Annotated in this window: 16 protein-coding genes and 2 tRNA genes; 8 read left to right on the top strand and 10 right to left on the bottom strand. The window is 62.2% G+C overall.

The window, feature by feature from the left end:
- Nucleotides 1-12 precede the first annotated feature (12 nt).
- The 3 genes from NP945_RS29160 (at nt 13) to NP945_RS29150 (ending at nt 2980) form a co-directional block, all read left to right on the top strand.
- The gene (locus tag NP945_RS29160) at nt 13-1053 is read left to right on the top strand and encodes a sugar ABC transporter substrate-binding protein (RefSeq protein ID WP_127329643.1); all 1041 of its coding nucleotides are present in this window, start codon (nt 13-15) and stop codon (nt 1051-1053) included.
- A 147-nt stretch (nt 1054-1200) separates the two neighbouring features.
- Nucleotides 1201-2196, top strand: a complete 996-nt coding sequence (locus NP945_RS29155; protein WP_164898763.1) for an ABC transporter permease — start codon at nt 1201-1203, stop codon at nt 2194-2196.
- Nucleotides 2197-2209: 13 nt separating this feature from the next.
- Nucleotides 2210-2980: an SDR family NAD(P)-dependent oxidoreductase gene (locus tag NP945_RS29150; protein ID WP_128310000.1), complete on the top strand. Its 771-nt coding sequence runs from the start codon at nt 2210-2212 to the stop codon at nt 2978-2980.
- Between the two features lie 63 nt (nt 2981-3043).
- Here NP945_RS29150 and NP945_RS29145 read toward each other — a convergent pair.
- Nucleotides 3044-3119, bottom strand: a tRNA-Val gene (locus NP945_RS29145).
- Between the two features lie 216 nt (nt 3120-3335).
- Between NP945_RS29145 and NP945_RS29140 the strand changes: the two genes are divergently transcribed.
- Nucleotides 3336-3412, top strand: a tRNA-Asp gene (locus NP945_RS29140).
- Nucleotides 3413-3557: 145 nt separating this feature from the next.
- Here NP945_RS29140 and rbsK read toward each other — a convergent pair.
- Genes rbsK through NP945_RS29125 form a run of 3 tightly spaced genes read right to left on the bottom strand, consistent with a single transcriptional unit; the run spans nt 3558 to nt 6039 of the window.
- Entirely contained in the window at nt 3558-4502 is a 945-nt protein-coding gene (gene rbsK, locus NP945_RS29135; protein WP_256748242.1) for a ribokinase, read from the bottom strand.
- Nucleotides 4503-4506: 4 nt separating this feature from the next.
- Nucleotides 4507-4959 (bottom strand): RbsD/FucU family protein, encoded by a 453-nt coding sequence (locus NP945_RS29130; RefSeq protein ID WP_256748241.1) that lies wholly within the window; start codon nt 4957-4959, stop codon nt 4507-4509.
- 21 nt (nt 4960-4980) lie between these two features.
- Nucleotides 4981-6039, bottom strand: a complete 1059-nt coding sequence (locus NP945_RS29125; RefSeq protein ID WP_256748240.1) for an ABC transporter ATP-binding protein — start codon at nt 6037-6039, stop codon at nt 4981-4983.
- Between the two features lie 289 nt (nt 6040-6328).
- On the opposite strand from NP945_RS29125, the gene NP945_RS29120 reads away from it, so the two are divergent.
- The 3 genes from NP945_RS29120 (at nt 6329) to NP945_RS29110 (ending at nt 10147) form a co-directional block, all read left to right on the top strand.
- A complete protein-coding gene (locus tag NP945_RS29120) occupies nt 6329-7993 on the top strand; it encodes an ABC transporter substrate-binding protein (protein ID WP_127266588.1) in 1665 nt (554 codons plus the stop codon).
- An 88-nt stretch (nt 7994-8081) separates the two neighbouring features.
- Entirely contained in the window at nt 8082-9203 is a 1122-nt protein-coding gene (locus NP945_RS29115; protein ID WP_127273345.1) for a carbohydrate ABC transporter permease, read from the top strand.
- Between the two features lie 26 nt (nt 9204-9229).
- Nucleotides 9230-10147: a carbohydrate ABC transporter permease gene (locus tag NP945_RS29110; protein WP_127321755.1), complete on the top strand. Its 918-nt coding sequence runs from the start codon at nt 9230-9232 to the stop codon at nt 10145-10147.
- Between the two features lie 12 nt (nt 10148-10159).
- On the opposite strand, the gene NP945_RS29105 is transcribed toward NP945_RS29110, so the two are convergent.
- Complete coding sequence (locus tag NP945_RS29105; protein WP_127268004.1) at nt 10160-10903, bottom strand: creatininase family protein; 744 nt, start codon at nt 10901-10903, stop codon at nt 10160-10162.
- A 3-nt stretch (nt 10904-10906) separates the two neighbouring features.
- A complete protein-coding gene (locus NP945_RS29100) occupies nt 10907-11473 on the bottom strand; it encodes an SIS domain-containing protein (RefSeq protein ID WP_256748239.1) in 567 nt (188 codons plus the stop codon).
- Between the two features lie 178 nt (nt 11474-11651).
- On the opposite strand from NP945_RS29100, the gene NP945_RS29095 reads away from it, so the two are divergent.
- A complete protein-coding gene (locus NP945_RS29095; protein WP_127382698.1) occupies nt 11652-12674 on the top strand; it encodes an aldo/keto reductase in 1023 nt (340 codons plus the stop codon).
- A gap of 204 nt (nt 12675-12878) precedes the next feature.
- Here NP945_RS29095 and hupB read toward each other — a convergent pair whose 3' ends face one another.
- From hupB to clpP, 4 genes are all read right to left on the bottom strand, one after another.
- On the bottom strand, nt 12879-13151 hold the full coding sequence (gene hupB, locus NP945_RS29090) for a DNA-binding protein HupB (protein WP_127268007.1): 273 nt from the start codon (nt 13149-13151) through the stop codon (nt 12879-12881).
- A 298-nt stretch (nt 13152-13449) separates the two neighbouring features.
- Nucleotides 13450-15861: an endopeptidase La gene (gene lon, locus NP945_RS29085; RefSeq protein ID WP_127810676.1), complete on the bottom strand. Its 2412-nt coding sequence runs from the start codon at nt 15859-15861 to the stop codon at nt 13450-13452.
- Nucleotides 15862-16169: 308 nt separating this feature from the next.
- A complete protein-coding gene (clpX, locus tag NP945_RS29080; protein WP_013532190.1) occupies nt 16170-17444 on the bottom strand; it encodes an ATP-dependent Clp protease ATP-binding subunit ClpX in 1275 nt (424 codons plus the stop codon).
- 297 nt (nt 17445-17741) lie between these two features.
- Nucleotides 17742-18371 carry an ATP-dependent Clp endopeptidase proteolytic subunit ClpP gene (gene clpP / locus NP945_RS29075; protein WP_013532191.1) on the bottom strand — a complete coding sequence of 210 codons (630 nt, stop codon included), beginning with the start codon at nt 18369-18371 and terminating at the stop codon, nt 17742-17744.
- Nucleotides 18372-18533 lie beyond the last annotated feature (162 nt).

Here is an 18533-nt window from a genome sequence, read left to right as displayed (position 1 = left end):
GGAGCGAACGACATGAAGCGAATACTTCTTGCTGTCTTCGGTATCCTTGCACTGGCCTTTGCCACGCTCACGCCGGCATTCGCCCAGTCCAAGGGTATCGTCTACTATATGGTGCCGACCCTGCTGGACGAGTTCCAGACCGGCTCGGTGAGCGCGCTGGAACTGTTCCTGAAGCAGACCGGCTACGAGATGAAGACGCTGAACGCCGACAACAAGACCGACGCCCAGCAATCGCAGATGAACGATGTCATCGCGCTGAAGCCGGCGGCCATCATCCTGGCGGCAGTCGACTTCAATGCCCTGAAACCGTCGATCGAGGCGGCCCGGGCCGCCGGCATCCCGGTGGTCGAGTTCGACCGCCAGATCACCTCGACGCCATCCGACTTCACCTCTGTCGCCGGAACGGTCGAGATCGGCTACGTCGCCGCCGACCAGGCCGAGAAGCTGCTGAAGGCAAAGCACGGTTCGGTGAAGGGCAAGGTGCTGCAAGTCCTCGGCGACCCCGGCGACCCCTATACGCTCGATATCCAGAAGGGCTTCGAGGAGAAGATGAAGGCGTTTCCGGACGTCAAGATCATCTCGCTTCCGGCCATGCAGTGGGAAGCCAGCAATGCCGGCACAATCGTTGCCGACCAGATGCTGGCGAACCCCGACATCGACCTGATCTTCAGCCATGCCGCTCATCTTTCGGTCGCCGCCGTCGCCTCGCTCGAGGCGGCCGGCAAAAAGCCGGGCGACGTCATGCTGATGAGCTCGAACGGCGCTCCGGTCGGCCTCGACCTGATCCGCAAGGGTTGGCTCAATGCCGAAATCGAGCAACCGCTCTACGCGCAGGCCGCGGCTGTCGCCATGTTCATGGACAAGATCGTCAAGAAGCAAGAGATCAAGCCCGGCGAATACGACGTACTTGGCTTGAAATCGACGGTGACCAAGGAAGCCTGGGGTCCGAACATCAAGATCCCCGGTGCCGCCATCACCAAGGAGAACGTCGACAACCCGGCCTTCTGGGGCAACCAGAAGCCGCCGACGGACACCGTCAAGCCGGTCGAATAGTCATTGAAAGCGCTCCGGGCCGTTACGGCCCGGAGCCTGCCCCTTCACAACGCCGCGTCCAAAAGACGCCGTGGCGAATTTGAATCCGCGCCCGAACCCGACGAAATCGAATTGATTTCGCGGGGCATGCGCCAACCGGATCAGCCCATGAACCCGCGCACACGCAAAGCCCTGGAGTTCGTACTCGACAACCTCGTCTGGTTCATGCTGCTGTTCGTGCTGGTGGTCTTCTCCATCTTCGTCCCGAACTACTTTCAGCTCGGCATCTTCGCCAACATCATCGAGGCTTCCAGCGTGCTCGGCGTCATGTCGATCGGCCTGGCGCTGGTGATCATCGCCGGCCACATGGATCTGTCGGTCGAATCCGTCGCAGCGCTTAGCGCCATGGCGGTCGGCATCCTGTTCTGCTCGTCGGGCATCGGCATGGGCGTGCAACTGCATCCCGAATGGCTGATGGTTCCGGTTTCGCTGCTGCTGGCCCTGGCCGTCGGCGGTCTCATCGGCGCCTTCAACGGCTATCTGGTGGTCAAGGTGAAGATGAGCGCCTTCATCATCACGCTGGCGTCCTACATCTGGGTGCGCGGCCTCGTGCTGGTCGTGTCGGGCGGCCGCTCGGCGCAGGATCTTGCACCGGCCATCCGCTGGTTCGGCATCCAGCGCCTTGTCGGCCTGCCACTTACCGCCTGGATCGCGGTTGGCTGTTTCGTGGTCTTTTCGCTGATCATGGCCAAGACGCCGTTCGGCCGTCACCTCATCATGATCGGCGGCAACGAGACGGCGACCTTCCGCGCCGGCATCCGGGTGAACCGCAATCTCATCATCGCCTTCGTGCTTGCCGGCGCGATTGCCGGCCTTGCCGGCTGGCTGCTGGCGATCCGCACCTCGGGCGCCACCGCCAATCTCGGCGTCGGCCTGCTGTTCAACGCCTTCGCCGCCGTCGTCATCGGCGGCGTCAGCCTCAAAGGCGGCGTCGGCACCCTGCCCGGCGTCTATGCCGGCGTGCTGCTGCTCTCGGCCATCAACACGGCGATCAATTTGATGGGCCTGCCGGCCAATTTTACCCAGGTGATCCACGGCCTGCTGGTGCTGGCGGCCGTGCTGCTCGACGCCTTCAAGCAAACCATTCGCCAAAGACTCGCATGACAGGACGGCTCGCATGACCAATCGGTTGCAGGACAAGGTAGCGCTGATCATCGGCAGCGCCCGCGGCATCGGCAAGGGCATCGCGCTACGCTTTGCCGAGGAAGGCGCAAGGCTGGTGCTCGCCGACACTGAGGCCGATGCCGGGCAAGCCACCGCTGACGAGTTGGGCGTCCCCTTCATCCGCACCGACATCTCGCAAATGAGCGACGCCGAGGCCGCCGTGGCGCTGGCGCTGAAGCAGCATGGCCGCCTCGACATCATCGTGCAGAATGCCGGCATCTATCCCTGGCAACTGATCGAGAACACCAGCGCCGACGACTGGGACCGCGTCATGGCGGTCAACCTGCGCGGCACCTTCAACGCCAGCCGCGCGGCCCTGGTGCCGATGAAGGCGCAAGGCTTCGGCCGCATGCTCTACACCTCGTCCATCACCGGCCCGCATGTCACCAGCCCGGGCCATGGCCACTATTCGGCCAGCAAGGCCGGCATCAACGGCTTCATCCGCGCCGCGGCACTGGAATTCTCCGGCTACGGCATCACCGTCAACGGCGTCGAGCCCGGCAACATCCTGACCGAAGCCATCGAGCTGCATCGCGGCGCGGCCTACATCAAGAACATGGAGGACTCCATCCCGCTCGGCCGCCTCGGCAGCCCGCGCGACGTCGCCAACGCCTTCCTGTTCCTCGCCTCCGACGATGCCAGCTACATCACCGGCACGACCATCGTCGTCGATGGCGGGCAGTTGCTGCCGGAGGGCAATGATTTTCGACTGTTGCCGCCGTGATTGCAGCACCTACCGAACGACTCGGTTCCGTGTCTTGGCAACAGATTGAATGGACTAATGGAATGGTGGGCGATGACGGGCTCGAACCGCCGACATCTTCGGTGTAAACGAAGCGCTCTACCAACTGAGCTAATCGCCCGCTCCGGGCCGGACCTTTAAGCGGTCAGGGTCCGCTTCGCAAGGCCAAATGAGCGCAGGACACCCTGGTTGGATGCCGGTTTTGCCAACAAAACGCCGGCTGTCAAAAAACCTTCTCCTGTTTGCTGTTATGCTGTCCTGTCACGCTTGACACCCGGTGGCGAACCCCTTATCCAGCGCCCCAACGACGAACACGGCTGACACGTGTTCGCCATGCGCGGGTGTAGCTCAGTTGGTTAGAGTGCCGGCCTGTCACGCCGGAGGTCGCGGGTTCGAGCCCCGTCACTCGCGCCATTTCTCTCAAGGGTATCAAGCTCTTGGCTTCAGAGAAATGTCGACATTGATTGTCAAAAATATTGTCTTGCAAGAGACCTGAGGTCCAAGAGACCTGAGGTCACTCAGGTCCTTTCAGCCCTTGCCTACGCCTGGCCCTGCAAGATCACCCCCTCGCCAGCAGTGCCTCGACCTCCTGCAACGTCGGCATCGACGGTGCAGTCCCCGGTCGCGTCACGGAGATACCGGCGACGGCGCAGGCGAAGCGCACCGCTTGCAGCGGCTCCACGCCCCTCGAAAGTGCTGCGGCAAGCCCGCCATTGAAGGCATCGCCTGCCCCCGTGGTTTCGACCACCGGGCCGGCGCTGACGGCTGGAACATGGTCGGAGCGCTCCTTCGAGTGCAAAAGCGCGCCCTTGTCGCCGAGCGTGACGATGACCGTGCCGACCCCCTTTTTCAGCAGACTGTCCGCGGCGGCTCGCGCCTCGTCGACCGAGGACACCTTCATCCCGGTCAGTTCCTCCGTCTCGGTCTCGTTGGGCGTGAGATAGTCGCACAGCGTGTAGATGCGGTCGGGAAGCTTTGCCGCGGGGGCCGGGTTGAGGATCGTCGTCACCCCTGCCCCACGCGCGATCTCCAGCGCCCGCATGGCTGCTTCGATCGGCTGTTCGAGTTGGGTGACAAAGACGCCGGCATTGCTGATCAATGCAGCATTGGCTTCGATATCGGCTGGAGAGATCAGCATGGCAGCACCAGGGCTGACGATGATGGCGTTGTTGCCGGTGGTCTCCTCGACGAAGATGTAGGCCGCACCGGTGTAGCTTTCCGGCGTATCGATGACGGCATTTTTGACGCCCGCCTGCGCCCAGGTCTGCCTCGCCATGTCGGCGAAGGGATCGACGCCGAGGCGGGTGAGGAAGGTGACGTCGGCGCCGAGCTTGCCGGCGGCCACGGCCTGGTTCGAACCCTTGCCGCCCGGCCCCAGCGTGAAGGATGTGCCTAGGATCGTTTCGCCCATGCGCGGCTGCCGCTGCGCCCTGTAGGCGGTGTCGGCGACGAACACACCCAATATGACGACAGGCTTCATGACGACCGGCTTGCCCGAAGCCATGCCGCTACTGCGCATCCGGCGGCACGACGCCCTTGCGGAAGGCGAAGCAGCCATAGAAGCGGCGCTCACCTGTCTGGATGACGCAATAGGCCTGTTTGGCGCGCTCGTAGAAGGCATAGCGCTCAACCGCGATCATCGGCCACGACTTGCCCTCGGCGTTGTCGACCTCCTTCTGCACTTCGCTTTGCACGGGCGGAATCTCGTCGGGCTTGCCGACGATTTCCATGCGCGCGGCCGAGTCGTCGACGAATGTATCCAGCGGGTAGAGCGACAGCACCGCCTTGACCACTTGCGCCGCCGAGGCATCGATGCGCAGCACGCGGCCGAGCGCGGTCTGGCGCGCCACCGAATCGGACGGAAAATTGGTGTCGGCGATGATCAGATCATCGCCATGCCCCATTGCCCGCAATGCCTGCAGCACGTCGGCATTGAGCAGCGGGTTGATGCCTTTGAGCATGGTATTCCTCGTGAGTTGGGATCAGAGACGCTTGCCGGTCTCTGCGTCGAAAAGATGGATTTGGTCGAGCCTTGGCTTCAGCTTCAGAGTATCGCCCGGCTTGAAGTCGTGGCGCTCGCGAAACAGCGCCACCATCTCGCCTTCGCCGAAGCGCAGGAACACCAGCGTTTCCGAGCCGGTCGGCTCGACCACCGAAATCTTCGCCGGCACGCCGTCGGGATGGATTTCGAGATGCTCCGGTCGCACGCCATAAACGACGGCTTGCCCGTCTTGTGCGGCGTTGCCCGATGCGATCGGGAACAGCGTGCCCGCGATGTCGACACCGGGCTTGTCGCCCTTGCGCATGGTGCCCTTGAGCAGGTTCATCGACGGCGAGCCGATGAAGCCGGCGACAAACAGGTTGGCCGGTCTGTCGAACAGCTCCAACGGCGCGCCGACCTGCTCGATGCGGCCATCGCGCATCACGACGATCTTGTCGGCCATGGTCATGGCCTCGATCTGGTCGTGGGTGACGTAGATGGTGGTGGTCTTCAGCCTCTGGTGCAGTTCCTTGATCTCGGTGCGCATCTGCACGCGCAGCTTGGCGTCGAGATTGGACAGCGGCTCGTCGAACAGGAAGACCTGCGGATTGCGCACGATGGCACGGCCCATGGCCACGCGCTGTCGCTGGCCGCCGGAAAGCTGGCGGGGATAGCGCTTCAGATAGGGATTGAGGTCGAGGATATCGGCGGCGCGCTTGACCCGCTCGGCGGCCACGGCCGGATCGGTTTTCCTGAGCTTGAGGGCAAAGGCCATGTTCTGCTCGACCGTCTTGTGCGGATAGAGCGCATAGTTCTGAAACACCATGGCGATGTCGCGCTTGGCCGGCGGCAGATGATTGACGACACGGTCGCCGATGGCGATCGTACCGGCGGAGACGGTCTCCAGCCCGGCCACCATCCTGAGCAATGTGGACTTACCGCAACCCGAAGGGCCAACCAGCACCACGAACTGTCCGTCTGCGATATCGACGCTGACTTCGTGCAGAACCTTGACCGTTCCAAAGGCCTTGGCCACCTTGCTGATCGCGACTTGCGCCATGTCTCCCCCATCGGCTCCATTAGCCGTAGGCGCAGAAGCTAACCAACGCGCCCTGTCAGGGCAAGTCGGTCCCTTATAGATAAAAACCCGTTCTCGTTGACACGGCGTTGGGTTGTGAGAATAGTGGCAGGCGCTGGTCGAAATGTCGGTACCCGATCCGCAATCGGAACCTCAATCGACGCAGGGTGGGGTCCTGCCTAATTCGTTTCCGAAACGGGAGCATCGTTGGCGCTCCGGCGTCCGACAGTTGGCCGATTTATTCACACTGATGTTCTGGGAGGAATAGGCGATGAGAACGGGTCTTTACGACAAACTGGTTCGAGCCGGCGCCACAAGGCGCGACATATTGAAAGGCGCGGCCAGCATGGCCGCGATCGCAGCCGCATCCAGCGCCGGACTTGGCGCCTTGACGCGCCCGGCTTCCGCGGCAAGCGAATTGCGCACAAAAATCCTGCAGATCCCCGGCGTCGGCAAAGGCCAGCCGACGGACGCCGACTTCCAGAAGGTCGGTGAACTCTGCCTCGAAGCGACCAAGGCCAATGTCAAGGAAGGCGAATTCGCCGGCGTCGAGCTGACCTTCATGGGTCTCAACAACCAGAACCTGCACAATGTGCTGTTCCGCGGCTTCCTGAAGCCATGGGAGACCTACACCGGCGCCAAGATCAACTGGATCGACCTGGCGCAGGCCGACTACAACGCCCGCCTGCAGCAGTCGATCGCGACCGGCACCGTCGACTTCGACATTATCGAAATGGGCGCGCCGTTCGAAGGCGATGTCTGCGGCAAGGGCCTGACGTCGGAAATGCCCGACTGGGTCAAGACCCAGATCGATTTCGACGACCTCGTCAGCTATCTGAAGCCGCCGGTCGGCACCTGGGACGGCAAGCAATACCGCGTGACCGTCGACGGCGACGCGCACAACTTCAACTACCGCACCGACGTGTTCGCCGATGCCGACCTCGCCAAGGCCTGGAAGGACGGCGGCGGCGAAGGTGAATGGGGCGTACCGAAGACCTGGCAGCAGGTTCAGGCGGTGACCAAGTTCCTCAAGGGCAAGAAGCTCAAGGACCAGGACGTCTATGGCTATCTCGACGCGCCAAAGCCCTGGGGCGGCTTCGGCTTCTATTTCCTCGGCAGTCGCGCCACCGCTTATGCCAAGCACCCCGACGACAAGGCCTGGCTGTTCGACGCCGACACGATGAAGCCGCGCGTCAACAATCCGGCCTGGGTGCGCGCCATCCAGGACGTCATCGACGCGCTGCCGTCCGAACCCGCCGACCAGATCAATGCCGATCCGAACACGACCGCCTTCCAGCAGTTCCTGGCCGGCACCGGCTCGATGGTCACTTGGTGGGGCGACGTCGGCTCCAACGTCAAGACCAACGACTCTTCCGTCGTCGGCGACGTCACCGGCTTCTCGATCCTGCCCGGCTCGGACGATGTCTACAATGCGAAGACCGGCGCCTGGGACAAGCTCGCCAGCGGCCCGAACTATGCGCCCAACTGCGCCTATCTCGGCTGGGGCGTCTATGTGATGGCCCGCGTCGATGCCGACGAAAAGAAGAAGAAGGCGGCATGGTCCGCCGCCGCCCATCTCGGCGGGAAGGACCTGTCGATCTGGACGGCGATGTATCCGTCGGGCTTCCAGCCTTACCGCAACTCGCATTTCGACATTCCCGAATGGGTGGCGGCCGGCTACGACGAGGCCTTCATCACCTCCTACCTCAAGTCGGAATCAGACAGCTACAACCATCCGAACGCGGCAATCGAGCCACGCATCCCCGGCATTTTCCAATACTACAGCGCCGCCGAGGACATCCTGGCCAACACTTTCGCCGGCAAGATGAAGGCGCAAGAAGGCGCCGACGCCATCGCGGCGGCCTGGGAGAAGCTGACCGATCAGATCGGCCGCGACAACCAGATCAAGCTCTACAAAGCTTCGCTCGGCATGTAGGCTGGCCTATGAACCGTGGTCCGGCGGCAACGCCGGACCACTTTAGACCGGCTCCGGCTCTTCGAGAGCCTTCAAACGGGCGAGATTTGTGGCTGACCAGACTTCGACCGCGAACCAGTGGCCGGCAGATGCCGGCCCTTCCGATCTGATCTCTCCAGGCCGCAAACGCCTTGGCTGGACGCTGATGGCCGTTGCGACGCTTGGCCTGCTGGCGACGATCGTGCTGGAGATCCTCTACAAGGGCAGCGCCGATACGATCGGCTTCGAGACCTGGCGCCCCGTCGTCTATGCCTATGTGCTGTGGGGCGTGGCGATCGGCGTCGGCCAGGTGCTGACGCGCGGCGAAGACGGACAGCGTGCCCTGTTCCTGCTGCCGGCGCTGCTGTTCACCATCGCCATGGTGATCTTCCCGACGCTGTTCGGTTTCTACATCGCCCTCACCGACTGGAACCTCAGCTCGTTCAGCGGTCGCAAGTTCAACGGGCTCGACAATTTCTGGCAGATGCTGGCCGATCCCTACTACCGCAACGCGCTGTTCAACATGGTGCTCTATGTGCTGGCGGTGGCGGTCGAATATGTCATCGCCTTCGGCCTGGCGCTGCTGCTCAACGCGCAGATCCGGGCGCGAAAATTCTTCCGCGTCGTCTTCCTGATGCCGTTGATGCTGTCGCCGGTCGCGGTGTCGTGGATGATCGGCAAGTCGCTGATGGAATACCGGTTCGGACCGGCAGCAACGCTGGCGCGCCATCTCGGCTGGGAAAATCCCGCCTTCTTCTCTGACCCGATCATCGCGCGCATATCGATCATGATACTGGATGCCTGGACCTTCATTCCGTTCATGATGATCATGCTGCTGGCCGGGCTGCAGGCGATGTCGCGCGAGGTGCTCGAAGCCGCACGCGTCGATGGCGCCAATGCGTGGCAGACCTTCTGGCAGGTCACTTTTCCGCTGATGTTGCCGGTGTCGGTGACGGCGGTGATCCTGCGCATCATCTTCAAGTTGAAGCTTGCCGATATCATCATCACCGTGACGTCCGGCGGCCCCGGCGGCGCCACCGATTCCGTGTCGAGCTTCATCTATCGCGAATATCGCGACCGCTCGAATGTCGGCTACGGAACCATGCTGGCGATGGCCTATCTGGTGATCATCGTCGTGTTCGTCACGTGGCTGTTGAAATTCGCCAACCGTTTTGTCCGCAATGTCAATTAAAGCAAGATGGGGGTGAGTTAAGCCCGATGAGCGTTCAGACCACCGAATATGTCGCCTCGGAGATCCGCTCGCCGGCGAGCTTCCTCGCCAGCCGCGTTTTCATCTATGGCGCGCTGGCCTTCTGGGCGTTCATCTGCCTGTTCCCGATCTATTGGACGGTGACAACCTCGTTCAAGACCGCGGTCGACGTCACGCAGGGCCATCTCATCCCCTTCGTCGACTTCCAGCCGGACTGGAAAGGCTGGCGCTCGCTCGGCCTGTCGCCGGACTCGATTTTCCAGACCTCGACGGTGCGCGAGGAGTTCCTCAAGCGCTTCATGAATTCGGTGATCACCTCGGTCGGCGCGTCGAGCCTCGCCATTGTCATCGGCAGCCTCGCCGCCTATGGGCTCACCCGCTATCGCTATCATTTCGCGTGGTTCAAGAACGAGGACATCTCGTTCTTCTTCCTGTCGCAGCTGATCCTGCCGCCGGTGGTGCTGGCCCTGCCCTTCCTGGTGCTCTATCGCGAGGTCGGACTGCTCGACACGCGCGTCGGTCTGATCCTGCTTTACACGCTGATGGTGCTGCCGATCGTCATCTGGATCATGCGCGACCAGTTCAACTCGATCCCGGTTGAGCTCGAGGAAGCAGCCCTTGTCGACGGGCTGTCGATCTGGGGGGCGTTCTTCCGCATCGTCATGCCGATCGCGCTGCCGGGCATGGTCGCCGCCTTCATCCTGGCGATGGTGCTGTGCTGGAACGAGTATTTCTTCGCCGCCCTTTTGACCTCGACCGACGCCAAGACGATCCCCGTCATGGTGGCGAGCCAAACCGGCTCGCAAGGCATCAACTGGTGGTCGATGGCGGCACTTGCGACGGCGGCCATTGCGCCGCTGGCGGTGATCGGCATCGCGTTGGAGCGCTATCTGATCATGGGCATGACCGCTGGCGCGGTGAAGTAGCAGGGCGGCCCGCTAGGCTGCCAGGATCGTGCGCAGGTGGTCCATGATCATGGCGACGCCCTTCTGCCCAAGCTCGGCCGAAGCATCCTTGGCGCTCGCCGTATACCAGCTCTTGTTGTCGTTGAAGTGAGCGGCATCGACAGCCTCCGGGCATAGCGCCAGCATCAGCGAGGTCTCGCCGATGCCGGCATGATCGAACGGGTACTTGCCGTTCATGTCAGCCGACATCAGCGGATGCACTTGCACCCAGTTGAAGAAATTTTCACCCGTGGCGTGCCCGGAATAGTAGTCGGCCATCGCCTGAGAGCCCCACCAGCCCTCGCCGCGCTCCTTTTCGAGGAAGCGGAAGATCGCCTGGCGGCCGGCGGTCTTGAACGCCAGATCGGTCGGCATGCCGGCGGCAAAGTTCTCGGTCTGGTGGTGGATGATGGCGTGGATGTTGCGAAAGCCGATGCGCAGCAGGCTGTAGAACAGCTCCTCGCCGAACGGCGCCAGCGCATTGCCGCCGACCTGCACCGAGCCGCTGCCTTCCGGCGGCGCCACCGCATAGCTCGCAGCACCGTAATAGAAGGGCGGCAGGATGACGACGTCCTTCTCCTTTTCGAACAGCTCCAGCGTCTTGACGACGGCCAGCGTGTCCATGCCGACGGCCATGTGCTCGCCATGGTATTCGAGCACGCCGAGCGGCAGAGCGACCGGCCAATTCTCGGCGATCGCCCTGCGGATCTGGTGTGGCAGCATCAGTTCGTAGCGCATGATCTATTCCATGTTGGTGTGGCGGGCGCGCATGGCTTCGGGCGACGCTCCGATCAATTCCCTGAGCTTCAGCACCATCACCTCGAACAGCAGGAACAGCGCGCCTTCGAACACCGAGCCCATCGGCAGCACCGATGTCTTCTGCGCCCCCTGATCGTTGGCCATGGTCTGCGCGGGAATGAGCAGGGTGAAGTCGGCAAGCCTTGCCGCGCTGCCTTCGGCCTGGGCGGTCAGCAGGAGGTTGGTCGCGCCGGCATCGTGCGCGACCTGCATCAGGGTCAGCACGGTCGAGGTCTCTCCCGGCCCGGAGCTGACCAGGAAGACATCGCCCTGCCCCAGCGGCGGTGTGTTCATGTCGCCGACCACGGACACCGGCAGGCCCAAATGATAGAGCCGCATGGCAAAACCCTTGACCTGCAAGGCCTCGCGGCCGCAGCCATAGACGACGATCTGTCGCGCGCCGGCCAGCATTTTGCAGGCGGCGTCGATCCGGCTTTCGTCGATGCGGGCCAGCACGCCGCCGAGTTCCTCAAGCGCGGTCTCGAACAGGCTTTTGCTCTTGTCGCTCACCGCGATCCTGCCATCAAAAATCACCCCTGGGATTTGCCGCCATTGCTGCCACGAACAGCTTGATTTCGTTCATGCTAGCAACCGCGAAAATGCGTGTCCAACGCGCAGCGATGCTTTTGCCTGATCACAGGCGTGATAGTGTCATGTCAGACAAATCAGGCGAGGCAAGCAGCAGCATATGAAGACACGGCATTTCGACCGCATCGGCAATGGCGGCATCAGTTTCACCGAGCTCGGCTTCGGCGCGGCGCCGCTCGGCAACCTCTACCGTGCCGTCTCCGACGAGGACGCCAACGCCACGCTGGAGGCCGCGTGGGCGACCGGCTGCCGCTACTACGACACCGCGCCGCTCTATGGGCTCGGCCTCTCGGAAACGCGGCTCAACCCGTTCCTGCGCGGCAAGAAGCGCGACGACTATGTGCTGTCGAGCAAGGTCGGCCGCATCATGCGCGCCTGCCCGCCCGAAGAGCGCACCGGCATCGGCAAGTTCTTCGACACGCCGTCGCGCCGCGAAGTGTACGACTACAGCTATGACGGTGTCATGCGCTCGTTCGAGGCCTCGCTTGAGCGCCTCGGCGTCGACCGGATCGACATCCTCTTCGTCCACGATGTCGACATCTTCACGCATGGCAGCAAGGAAGCCTCCGACCGGCGCATCGAGGAGTTCATGCGCTCGGGCTATTACGGCTTGCTGTCGCTGCGCGACCAGGGCGTGATCAAGGCGTTCGGTGGCGGCATCAATGAGTGGCAGGTCGCGCAGACGCTGGCCGAGCGCGGCGACTTCGACCTGTTCCTGCTGGCCGGACGCTATACGCTCCTGGAACAGGAGGCGCTGACGTCCTTCCTGCCGCTCTGCCAGGCACGCGGCATCGGCATCGTTCTCGGCGGCCCCTACAACTCCGGCATCCTGGCGACCGGACCGAAGCCCGGCGCCTACTACAACTACTCGGAAGCGCCGAAGGACATACTCGATCGGGTCGCCGGGATCGAAAACGTCTGCAAGCGTCATGGTGTCAGGCTGATCGAGGCCGCCCTGCAATTCCCGCTGCTGCACCCCTCGGTCGTCTCGGTGATCCCCGGTGGCCAGCGGCCGAGCGAGGTCGAGAGCAATCGCTCGCTGCTCGATGCGAAACTGCCCCCAGCGCTTTGGGCCGATCTCAAGAAGGAAGGTCTTATGCGCACCGAGGCGCCGACCGCGTAAGCCGGCCGCCGTCGCGTCAGCGTCGGGCACAAAAATGAAAAGCCGGGCAAGCCCGGCTTTTCTGGTCGCGTGTACCCGCGTAGGCTATAAAAAATGAAAAGCCGGGCAAGCCCGGCTTTTCTGGTCGCATGTACCCGCGTCGGGCGCCAAAATGAAAAGCCGGGCAAGCCCGGCTTTTCTGAGGTCTCTGAAAAGAAAAAACGCTTAGTTGACTGCGTCCTTGAGGCCTTTGCCGGCCGAGAACTTCGGCACGGTGCGCGCCGGGATCTTCACTTCGGCGCCGGTCTGAGGATTGCGGCCGGTCGACGCCGCACGCTTTGACACGGAGAAATTGCCAAAGCCGACAAGCCGGACATCGCCGCCCTTCTTCAGTTCGCCGGTGATCACGGAAAATACCGCATCGACCGCCGACTGCGCGTCACCCTTCGAAATGCTCGCGGCGTCGGCGACAGCAGACACCAGTTCGTTCTTGTTCATAAAAATTCCCTTCCATGAGAACACCGGAACTATCGACTCATCCGGCAGGAAACGGACTTTAGAAAGAAGCGCTCCCGCAACCAAGTCGAAAAGGCAGGAAAAAAGCGGAAAAAGCCCGGAAATGCTGGGTTTTTCACATGAAAAAGCCGGGCTCTAGGCCCGGCTCTCCGTTTGTGCGCTGCAACCTTGACGAAAACCAACGCATAGCCTCGAAAACCGTAGCCGGTTTTCGGAAAGGGCCATGCGCAAGTCCGAGCGTTAGAGCGTCCTTTGTGCGTCCAGATGGACGCCCGGCGCTCTAATGCGCCAGGGACTTTCCAGCGTCGTCGGCACTGTCTGTCGAGGCCGGCGGATTGACCGGTTCGACCCATTCGATCGGCTCCGGCATACGCACCAGCGCGTGGCGCAACACCTCGCCGACACGTGAGACCGGAATGATCTCCATGCCGTTCTTCACGTTGTCCGGGATCTCCGCCAGATCCTTGGCATTGTCTTCCGGGATCAGCACCTTCTTGATGCCGCCGCGCAGCGCGGCGAGCAGCTTCTCCTTGAGCCCGCCGATCGGCAAGATGCGGCCGCGAAGCGTTATCTCACCGGTCATCGCCACATCCGCCCGGACCGGAATACCCGTCAGTACCGACACAATGGCTGTCGCCATGGCAGCACCCGCAGACGGGCCGTCCTTCGGCGTGGCGCCTTCCGGCAAGTGCACGTGGATGTCGCGCTTGTCGAACAGCGGCGGCTCGATGCCGAAATCGACGGCGCGCGAGCGGACATACGAGGCCGCCGCCGAAATCGATTCCTTCATCACGTCGCGCAGGTTGCCGGTCACCGTCATGCGGCCCTTGCCGGGCATCATGACGCCTTCGACCGTCAGCAGTTCGCCGCCGACTTCCGTCCAGGCAAGACCTGTAACGACACCGACCTGATCGTCAGCCTCGACCTGGCCGAAGCGGTAGCGCTGCACACCAAGGTAATCGGAGAGGTTCTCCGCCGTGATGCTCACCGTCTTCTTCTTCGTCTTCAGGATCTCGGTCACCGCCTTGCGCCCGAGCTTCATCAGCTCGCGCTCCAGGCTCCTGACGCCCGCTTCGCGGGTGTAGGTCTGGACGATGGCGCGGATCGCGTCCTCACCGACGGAAAACTCCTTCGGCTGCAGCGCGTGATCGCGGATCACCTTCGGCATCAGGTGCCGCTTGGCGATCTCGATCTTCTCGTCCTCGGTGTAGCCGGCGATACGGATGATCTCCATGCGGTCCATCAAGGGCGCCGGGATGTTCAGCGTGTTCGCCGTCGTCACAAACATGACGCTCGACAGGTCGTATTCGACCTCGAGGTAATGGTCCATGAACGTCGAGTTCTGTTCCGGATCGAGGACCTCAAGCAACGCCGATGACGGATCGCCACGGAAGTCCTGGCCCATCTTGTCGATCTCGTCGAGCAGGAAGAGCGGGTTGGACTTCTTGGCCTTCTTCATCGACTGGATGACCTTGCCGGGCATCGAGCCGATATAGGTGCGCCGGTGACCACGGATCTCGGCCTCGTCACGCACGCCGCCAAGCGCCATGCGGATGAATTCGCGACCAGTCGCCTTGGCGATCGACTTGCCGAGCGAGGTCTTGCCGACGCCGGGAGGGCCGACGAGGCACAGGATCGGCCCCTTCAGCTTCTTCTGGCGGCTTTGCACGGCGAGATACTCGACAATGCGCTCCTTGACCTTGTCGAGGCCGAAATGATCAGTGTCGAGCACGTTCTGCGCGAACGCCAGGTCCTGCTTGACCTTGGAGTTCTTGCCCCACGGGATCGACAGGATCCAGTCGAGGTAGTTGCGCACGACGGTCGATTCAGCCGACATCGGCGACATCGTCCGGAGCTTCTTCAACTCGGCTTCCGCCTTTTCGCGGGCCTCCTTGGAGAGCTTGGTCTTCTTGATGCGCGCCTCGATCTCGGCGGCCTCGTCGCGGCCGTCCTCGCCCTCGCCGAGCTCCTTCTGGATCGCCTTCATCTGCTCGTTGAGGTAGTATTCGCGCTGCGTCTTCTCCATCTGGCGCTTGACGCGCGAGCGGATGCGCTTCTCCACCTGCAGGACGGAGATTTCGGCTTCCATGAAGCCCATAGCCTTTTCCAGCCGCTCCTTGACCGAGAGCGTGGCCAGCATTTCCTGCTTCTCAGGGATTTTGATGGCGAGATGCGAGGCGACCGTGTCGGCGAGCTTGGAATAGTCGTCGATCTGGCTGGCTGCACCCACCACTTCGGGCGAGATCTTCTTGTTCAGCTTGACGTAGTTCTCGAAGTCGGTGACGACCGAACGCGCCAGCGCCTCAACCTCGACCTCTTCCTCGTCCGGCTCGACCAGCGCCGCGGCGCGGGCCTCGTGGAAGTCGGGACGGTCGGTGAACGAGACGATTTTCGCACGCGAAGCGCCTTCGACCAGAACCTTGACGGTGCCGTCGGGCAGCTTGAGCAATTGCAGCACATTGGCGAGCGTGCCGATGTCGAAGATGGCATCGGGCTCGGGATCGTCGTCGGCGGCATTCATCTGGGTGGCAAGCAGGATCTGCTTTTCCTGACCCATCACCTCTTCCAGCGCCTTGATCGACTTCTCACGCCCGACGAAGAGCGGCACGATCATGTGCGGGAACACCACGATGTCGCGCAGTGGGAGAACTGCGAAGACGCCGTCGCTGGGTGCCTTGGATACTTTGGCCATTGTCCAACCTTTCATGTCGCGGCCGCCAATCAGCCAACCGCGAATCTTATATTAACGACCGGGGATCGTTCCGCCTACCACCGTTTATGACGGGAGTTTTACAGCACAGAAATCGGGCACCTCGGCCTTCTCCAGTTAGTTGGATGCACGACCCCCAAAGATCAAGGGGCGTGTCCAAATCCGCACTTCCAACCCGTCCGCGAGTGACACATTTGCGACGCCAAGCCGTACGCCGCGCAAAAGCCCTGTGTGACAGCAAAACGGCGCCTTGCGGCGCCGTTTCAGAATTTCGCTGCGGGCTCATCATGTCAGGCGCTGACATTGCCCTTCTTTTCCTTCTGCTCGGAGTAGATGTAGAGCGGCCGGGCACTGCCGGTCACCACCTCCTCCGAAATCACCACTTCGCGCACGCCCTCGAGCGCGGGAAGCTCGAACATCGTGTCGAGCAGGATCGCCTCCATGATCGAACGCAGGCCGCGCGCGCCGGTCTTGCGCTCGATGGCGCGCTTGGCGATCGCCGAAAGAGCGTTCTCGTGGAAGGTCAGGTCGACATTCTCCATCTCGAACAGCCGCTGATACTGCTTGACCAGCGCGTTCTTCGGCTCGGTCAGGATCTGGATCAGCGCCGGTTCGTCGAGGTCTTCCAGCGTCGCCAGAACCGGCAGACGGCCGACAAATTCGGGGATAAGACCGAACTTCAACAGATCCTCGGGCTCGACCAGGCGGAAGACATCGCCAGTGCGGCGATCCTCGGGCGAAGCGACGACCGCGCCGAAACCGATCGAGGTCTTGCGGCCGCGATCCGAGATGATCTTGTCCAGCCCGGCGAAGGCGCCGCCGCAGATGAACAGGATGTTGGCTGTATCGACCTGCAGGAACTCCTGCTGCGGGTGCTTCCTGCCGCCTTGCGGCGGCACGGAGGCGACGGTGCCTTCCATGATCTTCAGGAGCGCCTGCTGCACGCCCTCGCCCGACACGTCGCGGGTGATCGAGGGATTGTCCGACTTGCGCGAAATCTTGTCGATTTCGTCGATGTAGACGATGCCGCGCTGGGCCCGCTCGACATTGTAGTCAGCCGACTGCAGCAGCTTCAGGATGATGTTCTCGACGTCCTCGCCGACATAACCGGCTTCGGTCAGCGTCGTCGCGTCAGCCATGGTGAAGGGCACGTCGATGATGCGGGCCAGCGTCTGCGCGAGCAGCGTCTTGCCGCAACCGGTCGGACCGATCAGCAGGATGTTGGACTTCGCCAGTTCGACATCGTTGTTCTTGCCGGCATGCGCGAGGCGCTTGTAGTGATTGTGGACCGCCACCGACAGCACGCGCTTGGCGTAGGGCTGACCGATGACATAGTCGTCGAGAACCTTGAGGATCTCCTGCGGTGTCGGCACGCCTTCGCGCGACTTCACCATCGAGGTCTTGTTCTCTTCACGGATGATGTCCATGCAGAGTTCGACGCACTCGTCGCAGATGAAGACCGTCGGACCGGCGATCAGCTTGCGCACTTCGTGCTGGCTTTTGCCGCAAAACGAGCAGTAAAGCGTGTTCTTGGAATCGCCGCTGTTGTTGCCGACCTTGCTCATTTTCATGTCCTTTCATGGCCGCCCGCCGATGGTCTGGCTGAAAGGGCGCATACTCTATCTATCGCGGGAATCCGCCGCCGCCAGTGTGTCCCGGCTCCCGCAACGCATTCCGTACGAAACACAAATCAGAAAACGTGGCAATGATTCGCGACAACCCCGCATAAAGCTAAGCCGCCGAAACTCAACATAGCCTTAACGTAGGCAATCCTGTCCCCCGAGGGAACAGCCAATTGTGGCCGAAATGCCGCAAGACGCGCCAAAAGCGCGTGATGGTGCCATCCAACTGCCAACTTGCCTTTATGCCAGCGCCCCTTCGGCCGCCTCGCGCGACGAAATGACCTTGTCGATGAGGCCGAAATCCTTGGCTTCGTCGGCGGTCATGAAATGGTCGCGGTCGAGCGTTTTCTCGATCTCTTCGTAGCTCTTGCCGGTGTGCTTGACGTAGACCTCGTTGAGGCGACGCTTCAGCTTGATGATATCCAGGGCATGGCGCTCGATGTCGGACGCCTGGCCCTGGAAGCCGCCGGAAGGCTGGTGAACCATGATGCGGGCGTTCGGCGTGGCAAAGCGCATGTCCTTGTGACCTGCGGTCAGGAGCAGCGAACCCATCGAAGCCGCCTGGCCGATGCAGAGCGTCGACACGGCCGGCTTGATGAACTGCATGGTGTCGTAGATCGCCATGCCCGAGGTGACGACGCCGCCCGGCGAATTGATGTAGAGGTTGATTTCCTTCTTCGGATTCTCGGCTTCGAGGAACAAAAGCTGCGCGCAGACCAGCGTCGCCATGCCGTCCTCGACCGGACCGGTGATGAAAATGATGCGCTCCTTGAGGAGGCGCGAGAAAATGTCGTAGGCCCGCTCGCCGCGATTGGTCTGTTCGACCACCATCGGAACGAGGTTCATGTAGGTTTCGACGGGGTTCTTCATCAGATATCTCTTATCTCGCGGTGGGATTCCGGCGCCGGGAATGCCGGCAGATCGGGCAGAATCGGTTCTGGATCGTTATTCCGTAAATAGGATGCCGGCTCATCCTTGTGCAAGGCCGACCCCTCCTAGCCATCTGGGTAAGTCGAATCAAGCTTTCTGACC

The organism is Mesorhizobium sp. LMG17149 (assembly GCF_024518695.1).
In the GTDB taxonomy this organism is placed as follows: domain Bacteria; phylum Pseudomonadota; class Alphaproteobacteria; order Rhizobiales; family Rhizobiaceae; genus Mesorhizobium.
This window is presented reverse-complemented; position numbering and strand designations above follow the sequence as displayed.